Genomic DNA, 14,976 nt, shown 5'->3' on the forward strand with positions numbered 1-14,976 from the left:
TGGATGAGTCGACTCTCGCACCGGCGACTATGGACGACCAACCGCGAGCCCTCGCCGCACTGCCGCTGACTCAAGCGCCCGGTGGGCTCGGTGAGTTTCCGCGGGCGACGTTGCATGTCAGGTGGGTGAGGCGGAGATTGGATCGTTCGTCGGTGCCCCCGTCCGACACAGGGACGATGTGATCGACTGAGCCTGCCCACCGGTGCGGCCAGTACAGCTCAGGATCGATTGCGCCTCGACAAATCTGGCATGTCCAGCCGTCCGCATCCCCGAGTTTTTCGACCCAGCGTCGGTTGTTCACACTCCCTGCGATCCGACCACTCGGCTTGCAACGCTTCCCGCAGTAGACGCGCCGCGAGCTGTTGCCAGGATCAAAGGATCTTCCGCAGGTAGGGCAGATCCGGTCCGCGAAGATGTACACCGGCTGACGGACCCGAGGTGCGTTCTTCGATATCAACGGGTCGCCGTACTTCAACCATCGGTAGTAATGCGAGTTGCACAAACCGCGCGCGTTCGTAACCTTCACGCATCCTTCGATCGTGCACTTGCGGACCGACTCTGGCGGCGTGAACTCGGGGTCGCCGAATCGGCGCCAACGCTGGTAGTGCATGCCGCACCAGCCGCGTACCGTGGCACCGTTGGCGCACTGCTCGACGGAGCAGATGCGTGTGGGAGGTAGTTGTGCGCGCTGCCTCTGGTAATGCTTCTTACACAGGCCTAGGCCGTGCACGGAGGCCTGGCAATCATCGACTGTGCAGGTCGTTGGTCGCCGCGGAAGCAGCGGAGCGCCGCGACGCTGGGCGTAGTAGTGCCGCTTGCAGAGCCGCTTGGCCACTGGCTCCTCGGCACATCCTTCGACGTCGCACCAGTCGGGCAGCACACTACGTGCGCCTTTCAGCGGATCCCCATGTGCCTTGAATCGCGAGTAATGCTTCTCGCACCAACCCCGCTTCCTAGCCGGCCCGTCGCAGCCGTCGATCGAGCACGTCTTCATCGATCAGAAGCCTACGGCCGAGCGGACGCTTCCGCGCGTGGCTTATCTGGTGCACGCGTCAGTAGGCGATCGCTGGACCAGCAGCTCGGCACTAACCAAGCCAACCGTTTCCTCCTAGCGGACGGGCCTTGAGCGACCCAGGGATGCGGCGCAAGCTCAAACTCGAAGCCTGACAGGCAGTCAACCAAAGCGGTGTCCAGGCGAAGAAGCTTGGGAGGGCTTCGAGGGTGGTGACGGCGGTCGGCGGGAAAGCGTGCTGAGGGCCGTTGGGACCCTCCTCCGGGCCGCGGAGGTAGTGGTTGATGAAGGTTTGGGTTTGGGTGAGGACGGTGGCGGACCGGGTGGGGGTCAGCTTTCCGGCTTGGAGGGCGTCGGCGAATTCGTCCAGGTCCAGGACCTGGTAGCGGTCAAGCGTCGGGGGGATGAGGAAGTCGATGTACATGTCGTGGACGACCAGGCCCTCGTTGGTGTGTGAGATGTCCACGAGGTCGACGTACCACCAACCTTCGACCGGGCCCTCGAAGACGGCGGGCTTCGTCAGTTGGATGCCCTCGTTCAGGAGTAGGTAGCTGCGGTCGACGGTTGGGCGGCCGGCGACCTGGTACTTGGGCAGGATCCGGACGTCGTACGCGACGACATCATCGACCCGCCGGCCCGGGCACCACTGGCCGCTTCGGTGGGACACCTGCGCGTTCTCCATCGCGCGACTCTTTCACAGTGACAGACCTGGTGGAGGTCTACTGTCAACACGTGAGCTCCGGAGCGTTGGCTGGGTTGGCGATCATCCACGCGGGACTGGCAGCGGCGTGGGTCGGCGGGATGGCGTACTCGCTGTTCGTCGTGCAGCCGAAGCTCAAGCGGTACTTCGGGAAGGACCAGGACGGCCGGGAGCAGCTGACCGCGGTGATTGCCTCGGGCAACCGCTGGAAGGTGATCGGCCTGATCGCCGCGATCGCGCTCACCGGCGCGGCGATGCTCGCGATCGACCACGCCCACTGGTGGATCCACGCCCTGAAGGGCCTGCTGCTGCTGATCGCGACGGGCATCTTCTGGTACGTCTCCTGGCGCCACTGGCCGCAGCGCGTGTTCGCGACCGCGGCCGAGCTCCCCGCGCTCCAGCGCCGGCTGATCATCCTCGCGACCACCATGCTCGGCCTGGCCGGTCTCGCCTTCGCGCTCGGCGTCCTCGCAGTACACCTTTGAGAGCTTGCTCACCCAAACGAGCGCTTGTGTCACTCCCTGCGAGAAATACATTGGAAGGGAATGCATCTCGCGACGAAGAGGAGCGACCGTATGTGTGGCATCACCGGGTGGGTGGCGTACCGGCAGGACCTCGGCGGGCAGCGGGAGGTCGTCGACGCGATGACCGAGACGATGTCCTGTCGTGGGCCGGACGCGAGAGGTACCTGGTACGCGCCGCACGTCGCACTCGGGCACCGCAGACTCGCGGTCATCGACCTCCCCGGCGGCGAGCAGCCGATGACCACCGAGGTCGTCCACGAGGGGCGCACGATCACGTTCGGGATGGTCTACAGCGGTGAGGTCTACAACTACGCCGAGCTGCGCGACGAGCTCCGCCGCCGCGGGCACGCGTTCACGACCGACTCCGACACCGAGGTCGTGCTCCGTGCGTACGTCGAGTGGGGTACTGCGTTCGCCGAGCGGCTGAACGGGATGTACGCCCTCGCCATCTGGGACCCGCGGACCGAGACCCTGGTGATGGTCCGCGACCGGATGGGCATCAAGCCGTTCTTCTACTACCCGACCGTGGACGGGGTGCTGTTCGGTTCCGAGCCGAAGGCGATCCTGGCGAACCCCGGCGTACCGGCCGTCGTCGAGGTCGACGGTCTGCGCGAACTGCTCACGGTGTCGAAGACGCCGGGCAAGTCGTTGTGGGCCGGGATGTTCGAGGTCGAGCCGGGCACGGTGGTCACGGTCGACCGCGCCGGCGTGCACCGCAGTACGTACTGGCGCTTGGAGACCAGGCAGCACACCGACGACCAGGACACCTCGGTCGCGCACATCCGGGAGCTGCTCGACGACATCACCCGCCGGCAGCTGGTGGCCGACGTACCGCGGTGTGTGCTGCTGTCCGGCGGGCTCGACTCGAGCGCGATCACGGCGCTCGCGGCCGGTCAGCTCGCGGAGGAGGGCAAGAAGGTTCGCAGCTTCGCGGTCGACTTCGTCGGTCAGGAGGAGAACTTCCGGCCGACCGAGCTCCGCGGTACGCCGGACACGCCGTACGTGCACGACGTCGCGGACCTGGTGCACTCGCAGCACTCGGACATCGTGCTGGACAACGCCGCACTGACCGATCCGGAGATCCGGCGGAAGGTGGTCCGGGCGAACGACGCGCCGATCGGCGGTGACATCTTCAACTCGCTGTACCTGCTGTTCTCGGCGATCCGGGAGCAGTCGACGGTCGCGCTGTCGGGTGAGTCGGCCGACGAGGTGTTCGGCGGGTACCTGTGGTTCCACGACCCCGAGGTCCGGAACCGGGCGATGTTCCCGTGGATCGCGTATGCGCTGTCGCGGCGGCAGGCCGGCCAGGTCAACGTCGTACGGAAGGACGTGCTGAGGCAGCTCGATCTCGGGGGTCATCTGCGCGACCGGTACGCCGAGGCGGTGGGCGAGATCGAGCGGCTCGAGGGGGAGTCCGACGACGAGTGGGCGATGCGGAAGGTCTGCTACCTGCATCTGACCCGGATGGTGCGGATCCTGCTCGACCGGAAGGACCGCATGAGCATGGCGGTCGGGCTCGAGGTGCGGGTGCCGTTCTGCGATCACCGGTTGGTGGAGTACGTGTACAACACCCCGTGGTCGATGAAGACGTTCGACGGGCACGAGAAGAGCCTGCTGCGGGCGGCGACCAGCGACGTACTGCCGCGGTCGGTGGTCGAGCGGCGCAAGTCGCCGTACCCGCAGACCCAGGATCCGGCGTACGCCGAGGCGCTGGCCGGTCAGGTCCGCGAACTGGTGGCGGATCGGCATCCCGTGTTCGAGCTGGTGGACCGGGAGAGGGCCGATCAGCTGGCTCGGTCGGCGGAGGGCGCGGGGCGGCGGCAGCTGGAGCAGACGCTGTCGCTGGCGACCTGGATTGACCTTTATCAGCCAGATATCAGGCTCTCGTTGTAGGAGTTGTTTGGCTGGCTGTGCCAGGATGGCGCTTCCCCTCGGAGGTGATCGACATGGCGGCGGCGGAGACTCTGCTACTCCTGGTGAGCATGCACCGGATCGTCAGACACCTGCGCCGGAGCAGGACCACCACGGTCATGCACCCGACGCAGTTCCTGGCGCTGATGCTGATCGCCGATGAGCAACCGATCCGGATCGGCGAGATCGCCAGCCGGGTCCCGTGTTCCCAACCCACCGCGACCACCACGGTCGCAGCGCTGGAACAAGCCGGCCTGGTACGCCGCGAACCGGATCCCGTCGACGGCCGCGCAACCGCCGTCGTCCTGACCGAAGCCGGCGCCGCCACCGTCGAAGCCTCCGGCCAACAGGCTGCCGACGAACTCTCCCACCTCCTCAACCGCCTGGACGACACAGACCGAGCCCTGGTCCTCAAAGCCGGCGAAGCCCTCTCCCGAATAACCAAAGACCTGTAAACGGGGTTTCCCGGGGCATGCAGGGGCAGATCCACAAATCCCCGCCCACCCCCACAAACTCCGGCTACAGTTGATCTTGCCGGGGGACAGGAGTCCCCCGGAAGTGAACCCGGCAGCCCTCCGGACGGTGGACGAGCCGGGTTTCGCGCTGTCAGAGCTCCCTCAGCTGACAAGCGGCGTGACCGCCTGCTTCCAAGCACCTCCTCTGATCCAGCTCCAGGCGACGGCGTCAGGAATCCAGAGCAGCGGATCTGCCTTGGCGACGAGCACATCCCACCGCAACGACTCGTGACAGCCGAAACGCCGTGCAGCTTCGCGGAGGCAAACGGCGGTCGTGCTCGTAGGTCGATTCGTCTCGCTCGACCACCAGCCCCTCGACCGACTCAGCACTGTCACGGACAATAGCCTCGAGGCACTGTCGACGCGCCTCGTAGGTGTTCTGCCCGACGGCATAGACGTCGACCAGCAGGTGAAGAGGCTGTCGGGTGCGACGCGGGGGCATCTCGGGGCAACCTGGGGCAGATTGGGAAATGCGCCCGCCGCACGTAAAACAAGGCGTTATGGTGCTGCTGCCTCGGGATAGAAGAATCCCTTGGAAGTTGGCCGGGCAGCTCACCGGACGGTGGACGAGCCCGGTCCGCGCAGGCGGGAGCCGCCGGAGGGGTGAGTCCTCCGGCGGCTCCTGCAGGATTAGTTGCGGTTGAGGGTGAAGGTGGTGGTTGTGTTTTGGATGTCTTTGGCGTTGTTGGACAGGCTTAGGTTGGTGAAGGTGGCTGTGCCTACGGCTGGGCCTTGGCCTGGTTCTGGGAGTTCGTTGGCCCAGATTCCGAAGCCGGACTTGGCGTCGAAGGCGTCGCCGGATTTGCGGGCTCCGGTGATTGTGGTGTTGGTGAAGACGGTGTCGGCGACCGGGAACTGTGGTTGTCCGCCGACGTAATTGGTCTGGAACATGATTCCGCTGTACGTCGGATCGACCACATCGAGATCATTCACGCGAATCCCCTGGAAGATCTTCGACGCCGAGAAGATCCAGACCGCAGGGAACGCCTGATTGCCCCAGAAATGACCACCGGACCGAACCACCGAGGCATTCTGGAAGACGGTCGGCGGTGTCGCGCCGAAGCCGTTCATCGGAATGCCGAAGTCCAGCGAACTGATCGTGATCCCGGGATAGGTGAGCATGTCCGCCGCGTACAGATTCCGGAAGATGTTGTTCGTCCCGCCGTACACCGCGAATCCGGCCGCCCGCCACGTCAGCGACGCGGACAGATTCTCGAAGACGTTGTCCCGGACCTCCCCGCCGCCGTTGTCGGTGGCGTTGAAGAGCGCGAAACTGTCGTCGCCGGTCGAGCGGGCGTCGTTGTTGCTGACGGTGTTCCCGGCCGATCCGTTCGTCATGTTGATGCCGTCGGCGAACGTGTCCCGGATGCGCGAGTTCTTGATCACCGAGTTGTCGGTGTTCGCGCCCCAGTACAGGCACATCTGGTGCTCGACCCAGATGTTGTCGATCGTCATGTTCGACGTACCGGCGAAGTTGAACACCTTCCCGGGGCCGTCGTTGCGGCTGTCGTAGTTCCCGAAGTACGAGAATCCGCTGAACGTCGACCCGTTCGCCGACGACTGGGAGTCGAACCCGACATCGGTGTTCGACTGGTTCTGCGGCGCCACGAAGCGGGTGAACCACGGTCCCGCGCCGACGACGCGAATCGCACGACCGTAGACGTTGAACTTCGACGACGTCTGGTACTCACCCGCCGGCAGGTAAACACCCTGCAACGTGGTGTCCTGCCGCACCCGGTCGAGCGCGCTCTGCACGTCCTGCTGGGTGAACCCGGCCGGTGTCACGAAACCCGCTCCCGGGTTCGGGATCGCCGTAACGGCCTCGGTGTCGATGAAGTCGATCGAGTACGTCGTGCTGTTGGCCGGATCCTTCTGCAGCCGGATCTTCGTCCCGGCCGGGTAGGTCTGGTCGAGCATCAGGTTGGCTTCGTCGTAGATGTGCCGCGCCGGCCCCGAACCGGGCGAGTTGTTCGGCGACGCCTCCGCGCCGTACAGCCACGCGTACTTCGAGGTCAGCGGCAACGTCTTCGCGAAGCTGCCGTTGACGTACACGTTGATCGACGAACTCTGCCCACCGCCACCGGCCGAGTCCGGCATCGAGAACCGCGTGACCAGCGTGTTCGTCGACGCGCGTGTGGTGAACTCGACGTACGAACCGTTCGAGTTCAGTGTCACCGCACGCCTCCCCGAAGCTTCACCGGCCAGATCGCCGATGGTCCGGTTCGGCCCGATGACGGCCGCGCCGCCGCCGACCGAGGCGTCCTCCGCCTCCAGATGGTCGTACGGCATGTTCGCACCGCGACCGACGAACAGCGGCCGTTCGCTGGTGTTGTTCGTCCGCTTCACCGGCAACTCGTTCGCGTCATCGGCGACCACCACACGCACGGTGTAGCGCCCGTTCGCCGCCGTCCAGTTGCCCAGCGCAACAGCGGAGGTGGTCGCACCCGCCGCGATCGCACCGGTGTACGACCCGGTCAACGTCGTCACCACGGACGACCCGTTCAGCACCGTCAGCGTGATCCCATGCGCACCAGACGCAGAGGCGACACTGCCTTGGTTGCGCAGAGCAACCGAGAAGGCGACGGAGTTCCCCGCCGACGGGTTGCCCGGCGTCCAGTTGACCGCAGACGCGACCAGGTCGGAGCTCGCCACCGGCGTCACCACGAGCGGCCCGGAAGCGGCCGCGGTGTTGTTCCCGTCGTTCTGCTCGATCACCGAGTTGGCCTCGTCGACCTTCGCGCTCAACGAGTACGATCCCGCGTCGCGCGTCCCGATCGACGCGCTGACCGTCGTCGACGCCCCGGCCGCGAGCGCGCCGACCGCCGCCGTACCGACCTTGGTGTCACCGAGGTAGAAGTTCACGTCGGTCGCCGCGGACGCCGCCGTACCGCCGTTGTTCACCGTCGCGCGGACCGTGATCGTGTCGGTCTCCACCGGTGAGGTGGGCGTCCAGTTGACCCCCGACAGCGTGAGATCCGGGTTCGGAGCCGGCACGCCGAGCACCTGCAACTCCGCGACCTGCCCGGCCGGCGCGCCGGTGTTCCCGGTGAAGTTCAGCCGTACGTCGGCCACCCGCGCGCTGACCGGGATCGTCACGCTGTTACCGCTCGACGGGCTGAAGTTGTACGCCGCGCTCGGAACGATCGTGGAAAATCCAGATGCACTCTGCTCGCGACCGAGGATCGAGAACGTCTGCGTCCGCGGACCCCACGCCGAGTCAGGGTTGAGCCGGATCACGATCGAGCTGAGATCGGCGTTCGCACCGAGCTGCGTGGTCAGCGTCGCCGGGTTGGCGTTGCCCTCCCAGTACGTCGTCACGTTGTCGTCGTTGGCGTTCGCCGGCACGTAGGTGAACGTGTACCCGGACGCGGTGATCGGCTTGTGCAGCGCGAGGTTGCTGCCCGGTCCGCCGCTGCCGTTGCGCGTGACCGTGTTGCTGTTCGCCGATTGGTTGCCCGCAGCATCCTTTGCTCGGACGAAGTAGGACACCGACACGTTGGCCGGCTGGTTGTCTGTGTACGTCAGCCCGGTCACGCTGGTTCGCAGCTGCCCGTTGGCATAGACGTCGTACCCGGTGACGCCGACGTTGTCGGTCGATGCGTTCCAGGTGAGCCGGATCTGTCCGGCGCCGGGTTCGGTGAAGGCCAGGCCGCCCGGGGCGGTGGGAGCCTGGGTGTCACCGGTCGCCGGCCCGTAGACCTCGAGCTCGGACAGCTGCCCGGCCGGCCACCCGGTGTTCGCGGTGATCCGGATCCGGACGTACCGCGTGGTCGCCGTACCGTAGTCGACCGTCACGGTGTTGTTCGGCGGGCTGAACGTGCGCGCCGCGGACGCGGACAGATCGGTGAAGTTCTGCCCGTCGACGCTGCCCTGGACCGCGAGGGTCTCGTCCCGGGCTCCCCAGTTCGCGGTCGGCAGCTTGAGCACGACCTGGTTGGTCGCGACCGAGGAGCCGAGGTCGACCTGGACCCACTGCGGGAACGCGTTGTTCGCGCTCTCCCAGTAGCTGCTCTGGTTGCCGTCGGTCACGTTCGACGCGGCGTAGTTCTGGGTGCTGCTACTGGCCGAGGCGGCTTTACCGGCCGCGAGGTTGGGTCCGGCGAGTACGGCGGCCTGTGCGGCCGGCGCCGGTCGGACGAGTGGTGCCGCCGCGAGACTCGCAGCCAGCAAGGCGGTCAGCAACCGCCATCTCGGAATACGCATGGGCCTCTCCTGGTGGGCGGGTCAGGGAAGAGCTGCCGCGCTTGAGTCCAAAACTTTCGCTGACTTGCTCATTTCTTGCGCGGCGATGGCTCATTGTTACGGCACCGCTACGCAGCCGTCAACGGTTCGTGAACGACGAAAGGCCCGGCTCGCAGACAGCGAGCCGGGCCTTCGGGAACAGCGTCAGTGCTGGGTCAGTGCTGGGTCAGTGCTGGGTCAGTGCTGGGTCAGTGCTTGGCGGGACCCTCCGCGCCGGCGCCGGTGAGCGCACGGACCGAGAGTTCCTTGTAGCGCTCCTCGCTGGCCTTGTCCCGGCCGAGGTACGTGCCGAGGACACCGAACAGGAAGCCGAGCGGGATCGACACGATGCCCGGGTTCGACAGCGGGAACCAGGCGAAGTCGGCGCCGGTGATCATCGACGTCGGCTTGCCGGACACGACTGGCGAGAACACCACCAGGACGACCGCGGAGATCAGGCCGCCGTAGATGCTCCACACCGCGCCGGAGGTGTTGAACCGCTTCCAGAACAGGTTGAACAGCAGTGCCGGCAGGTTCGCCGAGGCCGCGACCGCGAACGCCAGTGCGACCAGGAACGCGATGTTCAGCTTCTGCGCCGGGATCGCCAGCGCGATCGCCACCGCGCCGATGCCGATCGCCGCGAACCGCGCCACCCGCAGCTCGCTCTTCTCGGACGGCTTCTCCTTCGCGATCACGTTCGCGTAGAGGTCATGCGCGAACGACGACGCCGACGTCAGCGTGAGCCCGGCGACCACCGCGAGGATCGTCGCGAACGCGACCGCCGCGATCAGCGCCAGCAGGATCGCCCCGCCGACCGATCCAGCCCCGCCACCGACGGATTCCGCCAGCAGCGGCGACGCGACATTGCCCTTCGACTCCGCCACCGCCGACCCCTTGCCGGTGTCGAGCAGTGCCGCCGCGCCGAACCCGAGGGCCAGCGTCATCAGGTAGAACGCGCCGATCAGGCCGATCGCCCACTGCACCGAGCGCCGTGCCGAGCGCGAGTCGGGCACCGTGTAGAAGCGGATCAGGATGTGCGGCAGACCCGCAGTACCGAGGACCAGCGCGAGGCCGAGGGACAGGAAGTCGATCTGGCCGGTGAGGTCCTTGCCGTACAACAGACCGGGCTGCAGGAACGACTCGCCGTGGCCGGACTTCGTCGCCGCCGAGCCGAGCAGGTCGGAGATGTTGAAGTGGAACTTCAGCAGCACCAGGAACGTGATCACGACGGTGCCGGCCATCAGCAGCACGGCCTTCACGATCTGCACCCAGGTGGTGCCCTTCATGCCACCGATCGTCACGTAGATGATCATCAGCGCGCCGACCAGGATGATCACGGCGGCCTTCAGACCCTCGCTCTTCACGCCGAGCAACAGCCCGACGAGCGAACCCGCGCCGACCATCTGGGCGAGCAGGTAGAAGATCGACACCACGATCGTCGAGGTCGCGGCCGCCGTCCGGACCGGCCGCTGCTTCATCCGGAACGCGAGCTGGTCGGCCATCGTGAACCGGCCCGAGTTGCGTAGCAGCTCGGCGACCAGCAGCAGCGCGACCAGCCAGGCGACCAGGAACCCGATCGAGTACAGGAAGCCGTCGTACCCGTAGAGGGCGATCTGGCCGGAGATGCCGAGGAACGACGCCGCGGACATGTAGTCGCCCGCGACGGCCAGGCCGTTCTGCGCGCCGCTGAAGTTGCGGCCGCCGGCGTAGTAGTCGGCAGCGGTCTTGTTCTGCCGGGACGCCCACCAGGTGATGTACAGCGTCACGGCAACGACCGCGGTGAACAGTGAGATGGTCAGCGCCCGGTTACCGGGCTCAGTGGCCATCGGGATCAGAAGCGAGTTCACCGGCGGCGCTCCCTCTTGTACTTGGCGTTCAGGCCGTGGGCCAGCGGGTCGAGCTTCCGGTTGGCGAACCGGCCGTACAAAGCAGCGATCACGAATGTCGACACGAACTGCAGCAGCCCGAAGATCAGCGCGACGTTGATGTGGCTGCCACCGATCCGGTGACTCATGAAGCCGCGGGCCCAGTTGTTGCAGGCGACGTACGCCAGGTACCAGGCCATGAAGGCGATGGTCCACGGCACCACGAAGTTCCTGTAGCGCCGTTTCAGCTCGGTGAAATCGGCCGCTTCGTGCACAGCCTCGTATGCGCGGGCATCCCGCTCGCGCACCGCCTGGTCGTCCATCAGATCCCCTTTTGCCCGGACACGAACAGGTGCACGTTAGCCGCAAGTCTCCGTTTTGTGACCTACCGCAACCAAAACGTTTCTAGAGATCCTCAAAGGTGCGGTGCGACCGGCCCGTCGACAGTACGGCGGTAATTCGCGAACTCGCTGGGGTGTGCCCGGAAACAATCGGTGAAGTACGGCATCCGGAGCGCCTCCGGGGGCCGGGCGGTGTGCTCGTAGATCAGCTCGATCTGGTCCAGGACCTGGTCACGCCGGGTGTCCTTGAGTACGGCGACCCGCGAGTGCGACTGCGCCAGCTGCCGCAGACCCTCGCGGTTCAGGTCGTGCCAGTGCCGGAACCGGGCGAACTCGGGCGGGGTGAACAGGTTCGACTGGTCGAGGATCGGCACCGGGTCGAACCGGTCGCTGCCCCCGACGCTGTCGCCCTGGATGGTCTGGAAGATCCGGCGGACCCACGGGACCACGGTGTCCGCGTTGTTCCAGAGCAGACCCAGTACGCCGTTCGGCCGCAGTACGCGGGCGATCTCCGGCAATGCCCGGGCGTGGTCGAACCAATGGAACGCCTGCCCGACGATGACCGCGTCCACCGAGGCGTGCGCGAGCGGGATCGACTCCGCGGCGCCGACCATCGTGTCGATACCGGACCGCCGGCGGCAGACCTCGAGCATCTCCTGCGACGGGTCGACCGCGATCACGTCGTGGCCGAGCCCGGCGGCGACCGCGGCGAGCTTGCCGGTGCCGGCCCCCAGATCGAGGACCTGCAGTCCGCGGCCCGGGCCCAGGATCCAGGTCAGCGACTCGACCGGGAACGTCGGGCGACCCACGTCGTACGCCGCCGCGACGGCGCCGAACGACTTCGCCCGCGCCGCGTGCGCGCCGTTGGCCGGGCCGTCCGCGGCGTCCCCGGCTGGATCATCGGTGGTCATCACCGTAAATCATGCCGTAGTGGACGGCCTGCGTGCGGTCACTCGCCGAGCTTCTTCTGCTCGATGTGCGCGTTGAGCGCGGCCAGCTCCGGGTGAGCGTCCAGGATCGCGACCAGTTCGGTGCAATTGAGCCGGGGCGCGTCGAAGTCCTCGATGAGTGCGTCGAGCAACTTCCAGTCGTCCGCGGTGTCCAGGGTCAGCCGGTACTGCGCCCCGCCGCCGGACCACGGCAGGTTCAGCAACCGCATCTCGCCGGACCGGTTCTGATGCAGGTACGGCGTGACGTGCTCGCGGTCGGCCTTGAGCGTGGCCTTCGCCTCGGCGTCGTACAACCGGGCGGTGGAGAAGATCTCGAAGTCCATGCCGCGCGGGTAGGTCCGCTCCAGGCAGTTCGAGATGTACAGATCGGGGTCGTTCTCGGCCCGCCAGCGATCGACGCCCGCGGCAACGATCTCGGGATCGATCAGCGGGCAGTCGGACGTCACCCGGACGATCGCGTCCAGCTCGTGCTCGCGGGCGGCGCCGGCGAACCGGCTGAGGACGTCGTCCTCGCTGCCGCGGAACACCGGGATGCCGTCCTCCTGGCACACCTGCACCACGAGGTCGTCGTGGACGTTCGTAGTGGTCGCGACGATCACCGGAAGGCCCGTGCGGCTGAGCCGGTCGAGATGGTGTTCGAGGTACGAACGGCCCGCGACGCTCAGCAGCACCTTGGCCGGCAGCCGGGTGCTGGTCACGCGCACCTGCGTGACGATGCCTACTTTCAGGGGTTCCATCGGAACATCTCCCGGATCTCGGCCGGACCGGCGACATGGTCGACGCCCAGCTCGGTATCGGTGAACTCACGCGCGACCGCCGCCGGGACGAACGGCTGGTCGAGCTCCGGCCACAGCCGTTTGATCCGCGCCTGGCCGCCGAACGACGGGTGCTCGTTCTCCAGCACCATGGGATCACCGTAGACCCCGGGCTGCAGTCCGAGCGAGGCGCCGTACAGAACGGCGGAGCTGAGCCGGTTGGACGCGACCCGCTCGTGCCGGCGGAGCTCGCGCAGCTGGTTGACCAGGAACTTGGCGTTGGTACGGCGCCAGTGCAGGCCGCGGTAGCCGTGCGTGATGACCCGGAATCCGGCGTCCTTGTAGACGTTGCGGATCGCGGGCTTGTCGTACTCGTTCCAGTACAGGCAGACGGTGACCGGACCGGTCTCGTGCTCGTTGATCGAGGCAACGATCCGGCCGTGGTCGCCGAGCACGTGCTGGCCTTCCCAGCCGTGGAACGGGTAGAAGATGGTGCCTTTGGCCCGCTTCGCCGGGGTGGCGAGCTCGGGATGCACCTTGAGCAGGTACAGCCAGACCGAGCCGATCACCGAGTAGTTGCGTAGGCCGAGCGCGTGACCGCGGCGGCGGACGCTGTCGGACCAGACGAACTTCGGCATCCCCGGCGCGAAGTTCGTGCCGTGCGCGAACCCGTCGAGGATGTTCCAGCCGTGCTGCAGGTAACCCCAGATCCGCGGTGGTTTCGACAGCCCGGCGTACGCCGCCATGATGTTGGCGTGGCCGTAGAAGTGGTTGGCGTGGTGCATCAGCGCCGAACCTTCCGCAGTACGCGCTTGAGGCGGCGGCGGATCACGCGAGCGGGGTTCAGTACGGCGTGGCCGACGCGATACGGCAGCGAACGACGGATGCCGCTGACCGTCCCCTCGAACAGGATCGCGCGAGCGCTTGCGTGGGCGAGCTCGTCGGCGAGCCGGGCGACCGTCACGAGCTGTTCGGCGCTGCCGCGCGGGCGGATCACCTCGTCCGGGGTGAACTCCTGCTCCGGGACGGTGATCCCGGCCATCGACGCCAGCCGCGCCGTCAAGGCGTGCGGGTCGGCCGCCGCGGGCCATGGTTGCCGGGAGCCACTTTCCAACGCCCGCTTTGCGAACCGCGCCAGATGCTCGACAACATCCAGCTCCTGCGGCTCCCCGAACAGCCGGTACGACGCCCCGTCGAGAATCACGTTGTCCGGCGACCCCGCACCACCCGACCCCAGCCAGGCGACGTACCCAGGAATCACCCGCCGAAGCTCGGCTTGATCATCAGAGCGGAGGGCCATCAGCAGGTGCTCCTCCAGCAGAACACCTTCGCCCTCCGGCGCAACCCCTTCAGGCAACACAGCCGGCGCATCCGCCCCGACCACGAAGTACCAAGCAGGTGCCAGCTCCAGCCCAAGCCCCGCCTCAGCCGCGTCGAGAACCACGCGGTACGGATCCATCAACACCGGGCCTTCGTTGCGTGCGGCAACAGCGCGCGCACCGACGACAGCCGTGAATCCTCCGACCGAGCTCACCGCAACGTCCGCCTGGACAAGCGACGGAAAGACGGCATACGTGCGCCGCACCTGCACGCCGGCATCGTCGAGGGCGGCTGTGAGCGGCCTCAGACCAGCGGGCGCGCGATCGCCGACGTTCCGTCCCCAGTCCTCGTCGCGCGGGAGAGCCGCCGCGATATCCGGCTGTACCAGCCGCTGGAAGCCGAACGAGTTCTCCGCCCCCAGCAACAACCGCCCGCCCGGCGCCAGCTGCCTCACCAGCCGTCCAAGCCCCTCGGCCCAGCTGAACCGAGCAGTATCAGGCCCGACAAGCCGGTCCATCCCGTCCAACGCAACAACCACGTCGTACCCGCTGCTCTTCTCGTCGACCGGGAAACGGTCGACGGAGCCGCAGAAGACTTCGCCCTTGGCCTCGGAGAGGAGTTCCGCGAGTTCTTCGGCGTCCGGGGCGGAGCGGACCAGGAGGTCCACCGAGGTGACCCGGGAAGCGACAGCGGTGATGAGATCGGCGGCGTGCGGGCCGGCGATCAGGACGGTGTCCTCGGGGTGCAGGGTGGCGGCCAGGAGTGCTGTGGCTGCGGGTCCGGCGGCCGCGGGACGGGCGTCGCCCGGCTGCAGGTCCGACCAGTTGAGCATCTCTCCGCCGATCAGATTCGATCGGGTCAC

Annotated in this window: 12 protein-coding genes; 3 read left to right on the forward strand and 9 right to left on the reverse strand. The window is 67.0% G+C overall.

What is annotated here, in order from left to right:
- Positions 1 to 70: 70 nt before the first annotated feature.
- Both OHA10_RS13865 and OHA10_RS13870 read right to left on the reverse strand, forming a co-directional pair.
- Positions 71 to 994 (reverse strand): HNH endonuclease, encoded by a 924-nt coding sequence (locus OHA10_RS13865; protein WP_371406601.1) that lies wholly within the window; start codon positions 992 to 994, stop codon positions 71 to 73.
- A 91-nt stretch (positions 995 to 1,085) separates the two neighbouring features.
- Positions 1,086 to 1,694, reverse strand: a complete 609-nt coding sequence (locus tag OHA10_RS13870) for a hypothetical protein (RefSeq protein ID WP_371406602.1) — start codon at positions 1,692 to 1,694, stop codon at positions 1,086 to 1,088.
- A 50-nt stretch (positions 1,695 to 1,744) separates the two neighbouring features.
- Between OHA10_RS13870 and OHA10_RS13875 the strand changes: the two genes are divergently transcribed.
- The 3 genes from OHA10_RS13875 to OHA10_RS13885 all read left to right on the forward strand — a co-directional run bounded on the left by OHA10_RS13875 (position 1,745) and on the right by OHA10_RS13885 (position 4,602).
- Positions 1,745 to 2,197, forward strand: coding sequence for a hypothetical protein (locus tag OHA10_RS13875; protein ID WP_371406603.1), 453 nt, complete (start codon positions 1,745 to 1,747; stop codon positions 2,195 to 2,197).
- A 90-nt stretch (positions 2,198 to 2,287) separates the two neighbouring features.
- Positions 2,288 to 4,129 (forward strand): asparagine synthase (glutamine-hydrolyzing), encoded by a 1,842-nt coding sequence (gene asnB / locus OHA10_RS13880; RefSeq protein WP_371406604.1) that lies wholly within the window; start codon positions 2,288 to 2,290, stop codon positions 4,127 to 4,129.
- A 53-nt stretch (positions 4,130 to 4,182) separates the two neighbouring features.
- Positions 4,183 to 4,602 (forward strand): MarR family winged helix-turn-helix transcriptional regulator, encoded by a 420-nt coding sequence (locus OHA10_RS13885; protein WP_371406605.1) that lies wholly within the window; start codon positions 4,183 to 4,185, stop codon positions 4,600 to 4,602.
- A gap of 690 nt (positions 4,603 to 5,292) precedes the next feature.
- Here the strand turns inward: OHA10_RS13885 and OHA10_RS13890 are convergent.
- The 7 genes from OHA10_RS13890 to OHA10_RS13920 form a co-directional block, all read right to left on the reverse strand.
- On the reverse strand, positions 5,293 to 8,865 hold the full coding sequence (locus tag OHA10_RS13890; protein ID WP_371406606.1) for a discoidin domain-containing protein: 3,573 nt from the start codon (positions 8,863 to 8,865) through the stop codon (positions 5,293 to 5,295).
- 227 nt (positions 8,866 to 9,092) lie between these two features.
- Entirely contained in the window at positions 9,093 to 10,709 is a 1,617-nt protein-coding gene (locus OHA10_RS13895) for a cation acetate symporter (protein ID WP_371407939.1), read from the reverse strand.
- A gap of 17 nt (positions 10,710 to 10,726) precedes the next feature.
- Positions 10,727 to 11,071 carry a DUF485 domain-containing protein gene (locus OHA10_RS13900; RefSeq protein WP_371406607.1) on the reverse strand — a complete coding sequence of 115 codons (345 nt, stop codon included), beginning with the start codon at positions 11,069 to 11,071 and terminating at the stop codon, positions 10,727 to 10,729.
- Between the two features lie 92 nt (positions 11,072 to 11,163).
- Positions 11,164 to 12,000 carry a methyltransferase domain-containing protein gene (locus tag OHA10_RS13905; protein ID WP_371406608.1) on the reverse strand — a complete coding sequence of 279 codons (837 nt, stop codon included), beginning with the start codon at positions 11,998 to 12,000 and terminating at the stop codon, positions 11,164 to 11,166.
- 38 nt (positions 12,001 to 12,038) lie between these two features.
- Positions 12,039 to 12,776, reverse strand: a complete 738-nt coding sequence (locus OHA10_RS13910; RefSeq protein ID WP_371406609.1) for a cytidylyltransferase domain-containing protein — start codon at positions 12,774 to 12,776, stop codon at positions 12,039 to 12,041.
- Entirely contained in the window at positions 12,764 to 13,579 is an 816-nt protein-coding gene (locus OHA10_RS13915; protein WP_371406610.1) for a hypothetical protein, read from the reverse strand. The genes OHA10_RS13910 and OHA10_RS13915 overlap by 13 nt, the downstream gene beginning before the upstream one ends.
- Entirely contained in the window at positions 13,579 to 14,976 is a 1,398-nt protein-coding gene (locus tag OHA10_RS13920) for a hypothetical protein (RefSeq protein ID WP_371406611.1), read from the reverse strand. The genes OHA10_RS13915 and OHA10_RS13920 overlap by 1 nt, the downstream gene beginning before the upstream one ends.

The sequence above is a fragment of the Kribbella sp. NBC_00662 genome (genome assembly GCF_041430295.1).
Lineage (GTDB): Bacteria > Actinomycetota > Actinomycetes > Propionibacteriales > Kribbellaceae > Kribbella.

Bases quoted from the DNA above. Each gene is read 5' to 3' on its own strand.
- OHA10_RS13865 (WP_371406601.1), bottom strand. From the start codon at position 994: ATGAAGACGTGCTCGATCGACGGCTGCGACGGGCCGGCTAGGAAGCGG.
- OHA10_RS13870 (WP_371406602.1), bottom strand. From the start codon at position 1,694: ATGGAGAACGCGCAGGTGTCCCACCGAAGCGGCCAGTGGTGCCCGGGC.
- asnB (WP_371406604.1), top strand. From the start codon at position 2,288: ATGTGTGGCATCACCGGGTGGGTGGCGTACCGGCAGGACCTCGGCGGG.
- OHA10_RS13885 (WP_371406605.1), top strand. From the start codon at position 4,183: ATGGCGGCGGCGGAGACTCTGCTACTCCTGGTGAGCATGCACCGGATC.
- OHA10_RS13890 (WP_371406606.1), bottom strand. From the start codon at position 8,865: ATGCGTATTCCGAGATGGCGGTTGCTGACCGCCTTGCTGGCTGCGAGT.
- OHA10_RS13895 (WP_371407939.1), bottom strand. From the start codon at position 10,709: ATGGCCACTGAGCCCGGTAACCGGGCGCTGACCATCTCACTGTTCACC.
- OHA10_RS13900 (WP_371406607.1), bottom strand. From the start codon at position 11,071: ATGGACGACCAGGCGGTGCGCGAGCGGGATGCCCGCGCATACGAGGCT.
- OHA10_RS13905 (WP_371406608.1), bottom strand. From the start codon at position 12,000: ATGACCACCGATGATCCAGCCGGGGACGCCGCGGACGGCCCGGCCAAC.
- OHA10_RS13910 (WP_371406609.1), bottom strand. From the start codon at position 12,776: ATGGAACCCCTGAAAGTAGGCATCGTCACGCAGGTGCGCGTGACCAGC.
- OHA10_RS13915 (WP_371406610.1), bottom strand. From the start codon at position 13,579: ATGCACCACGCCAACCACTTCTACGGCCACGCCAACATCATGGCGGCG.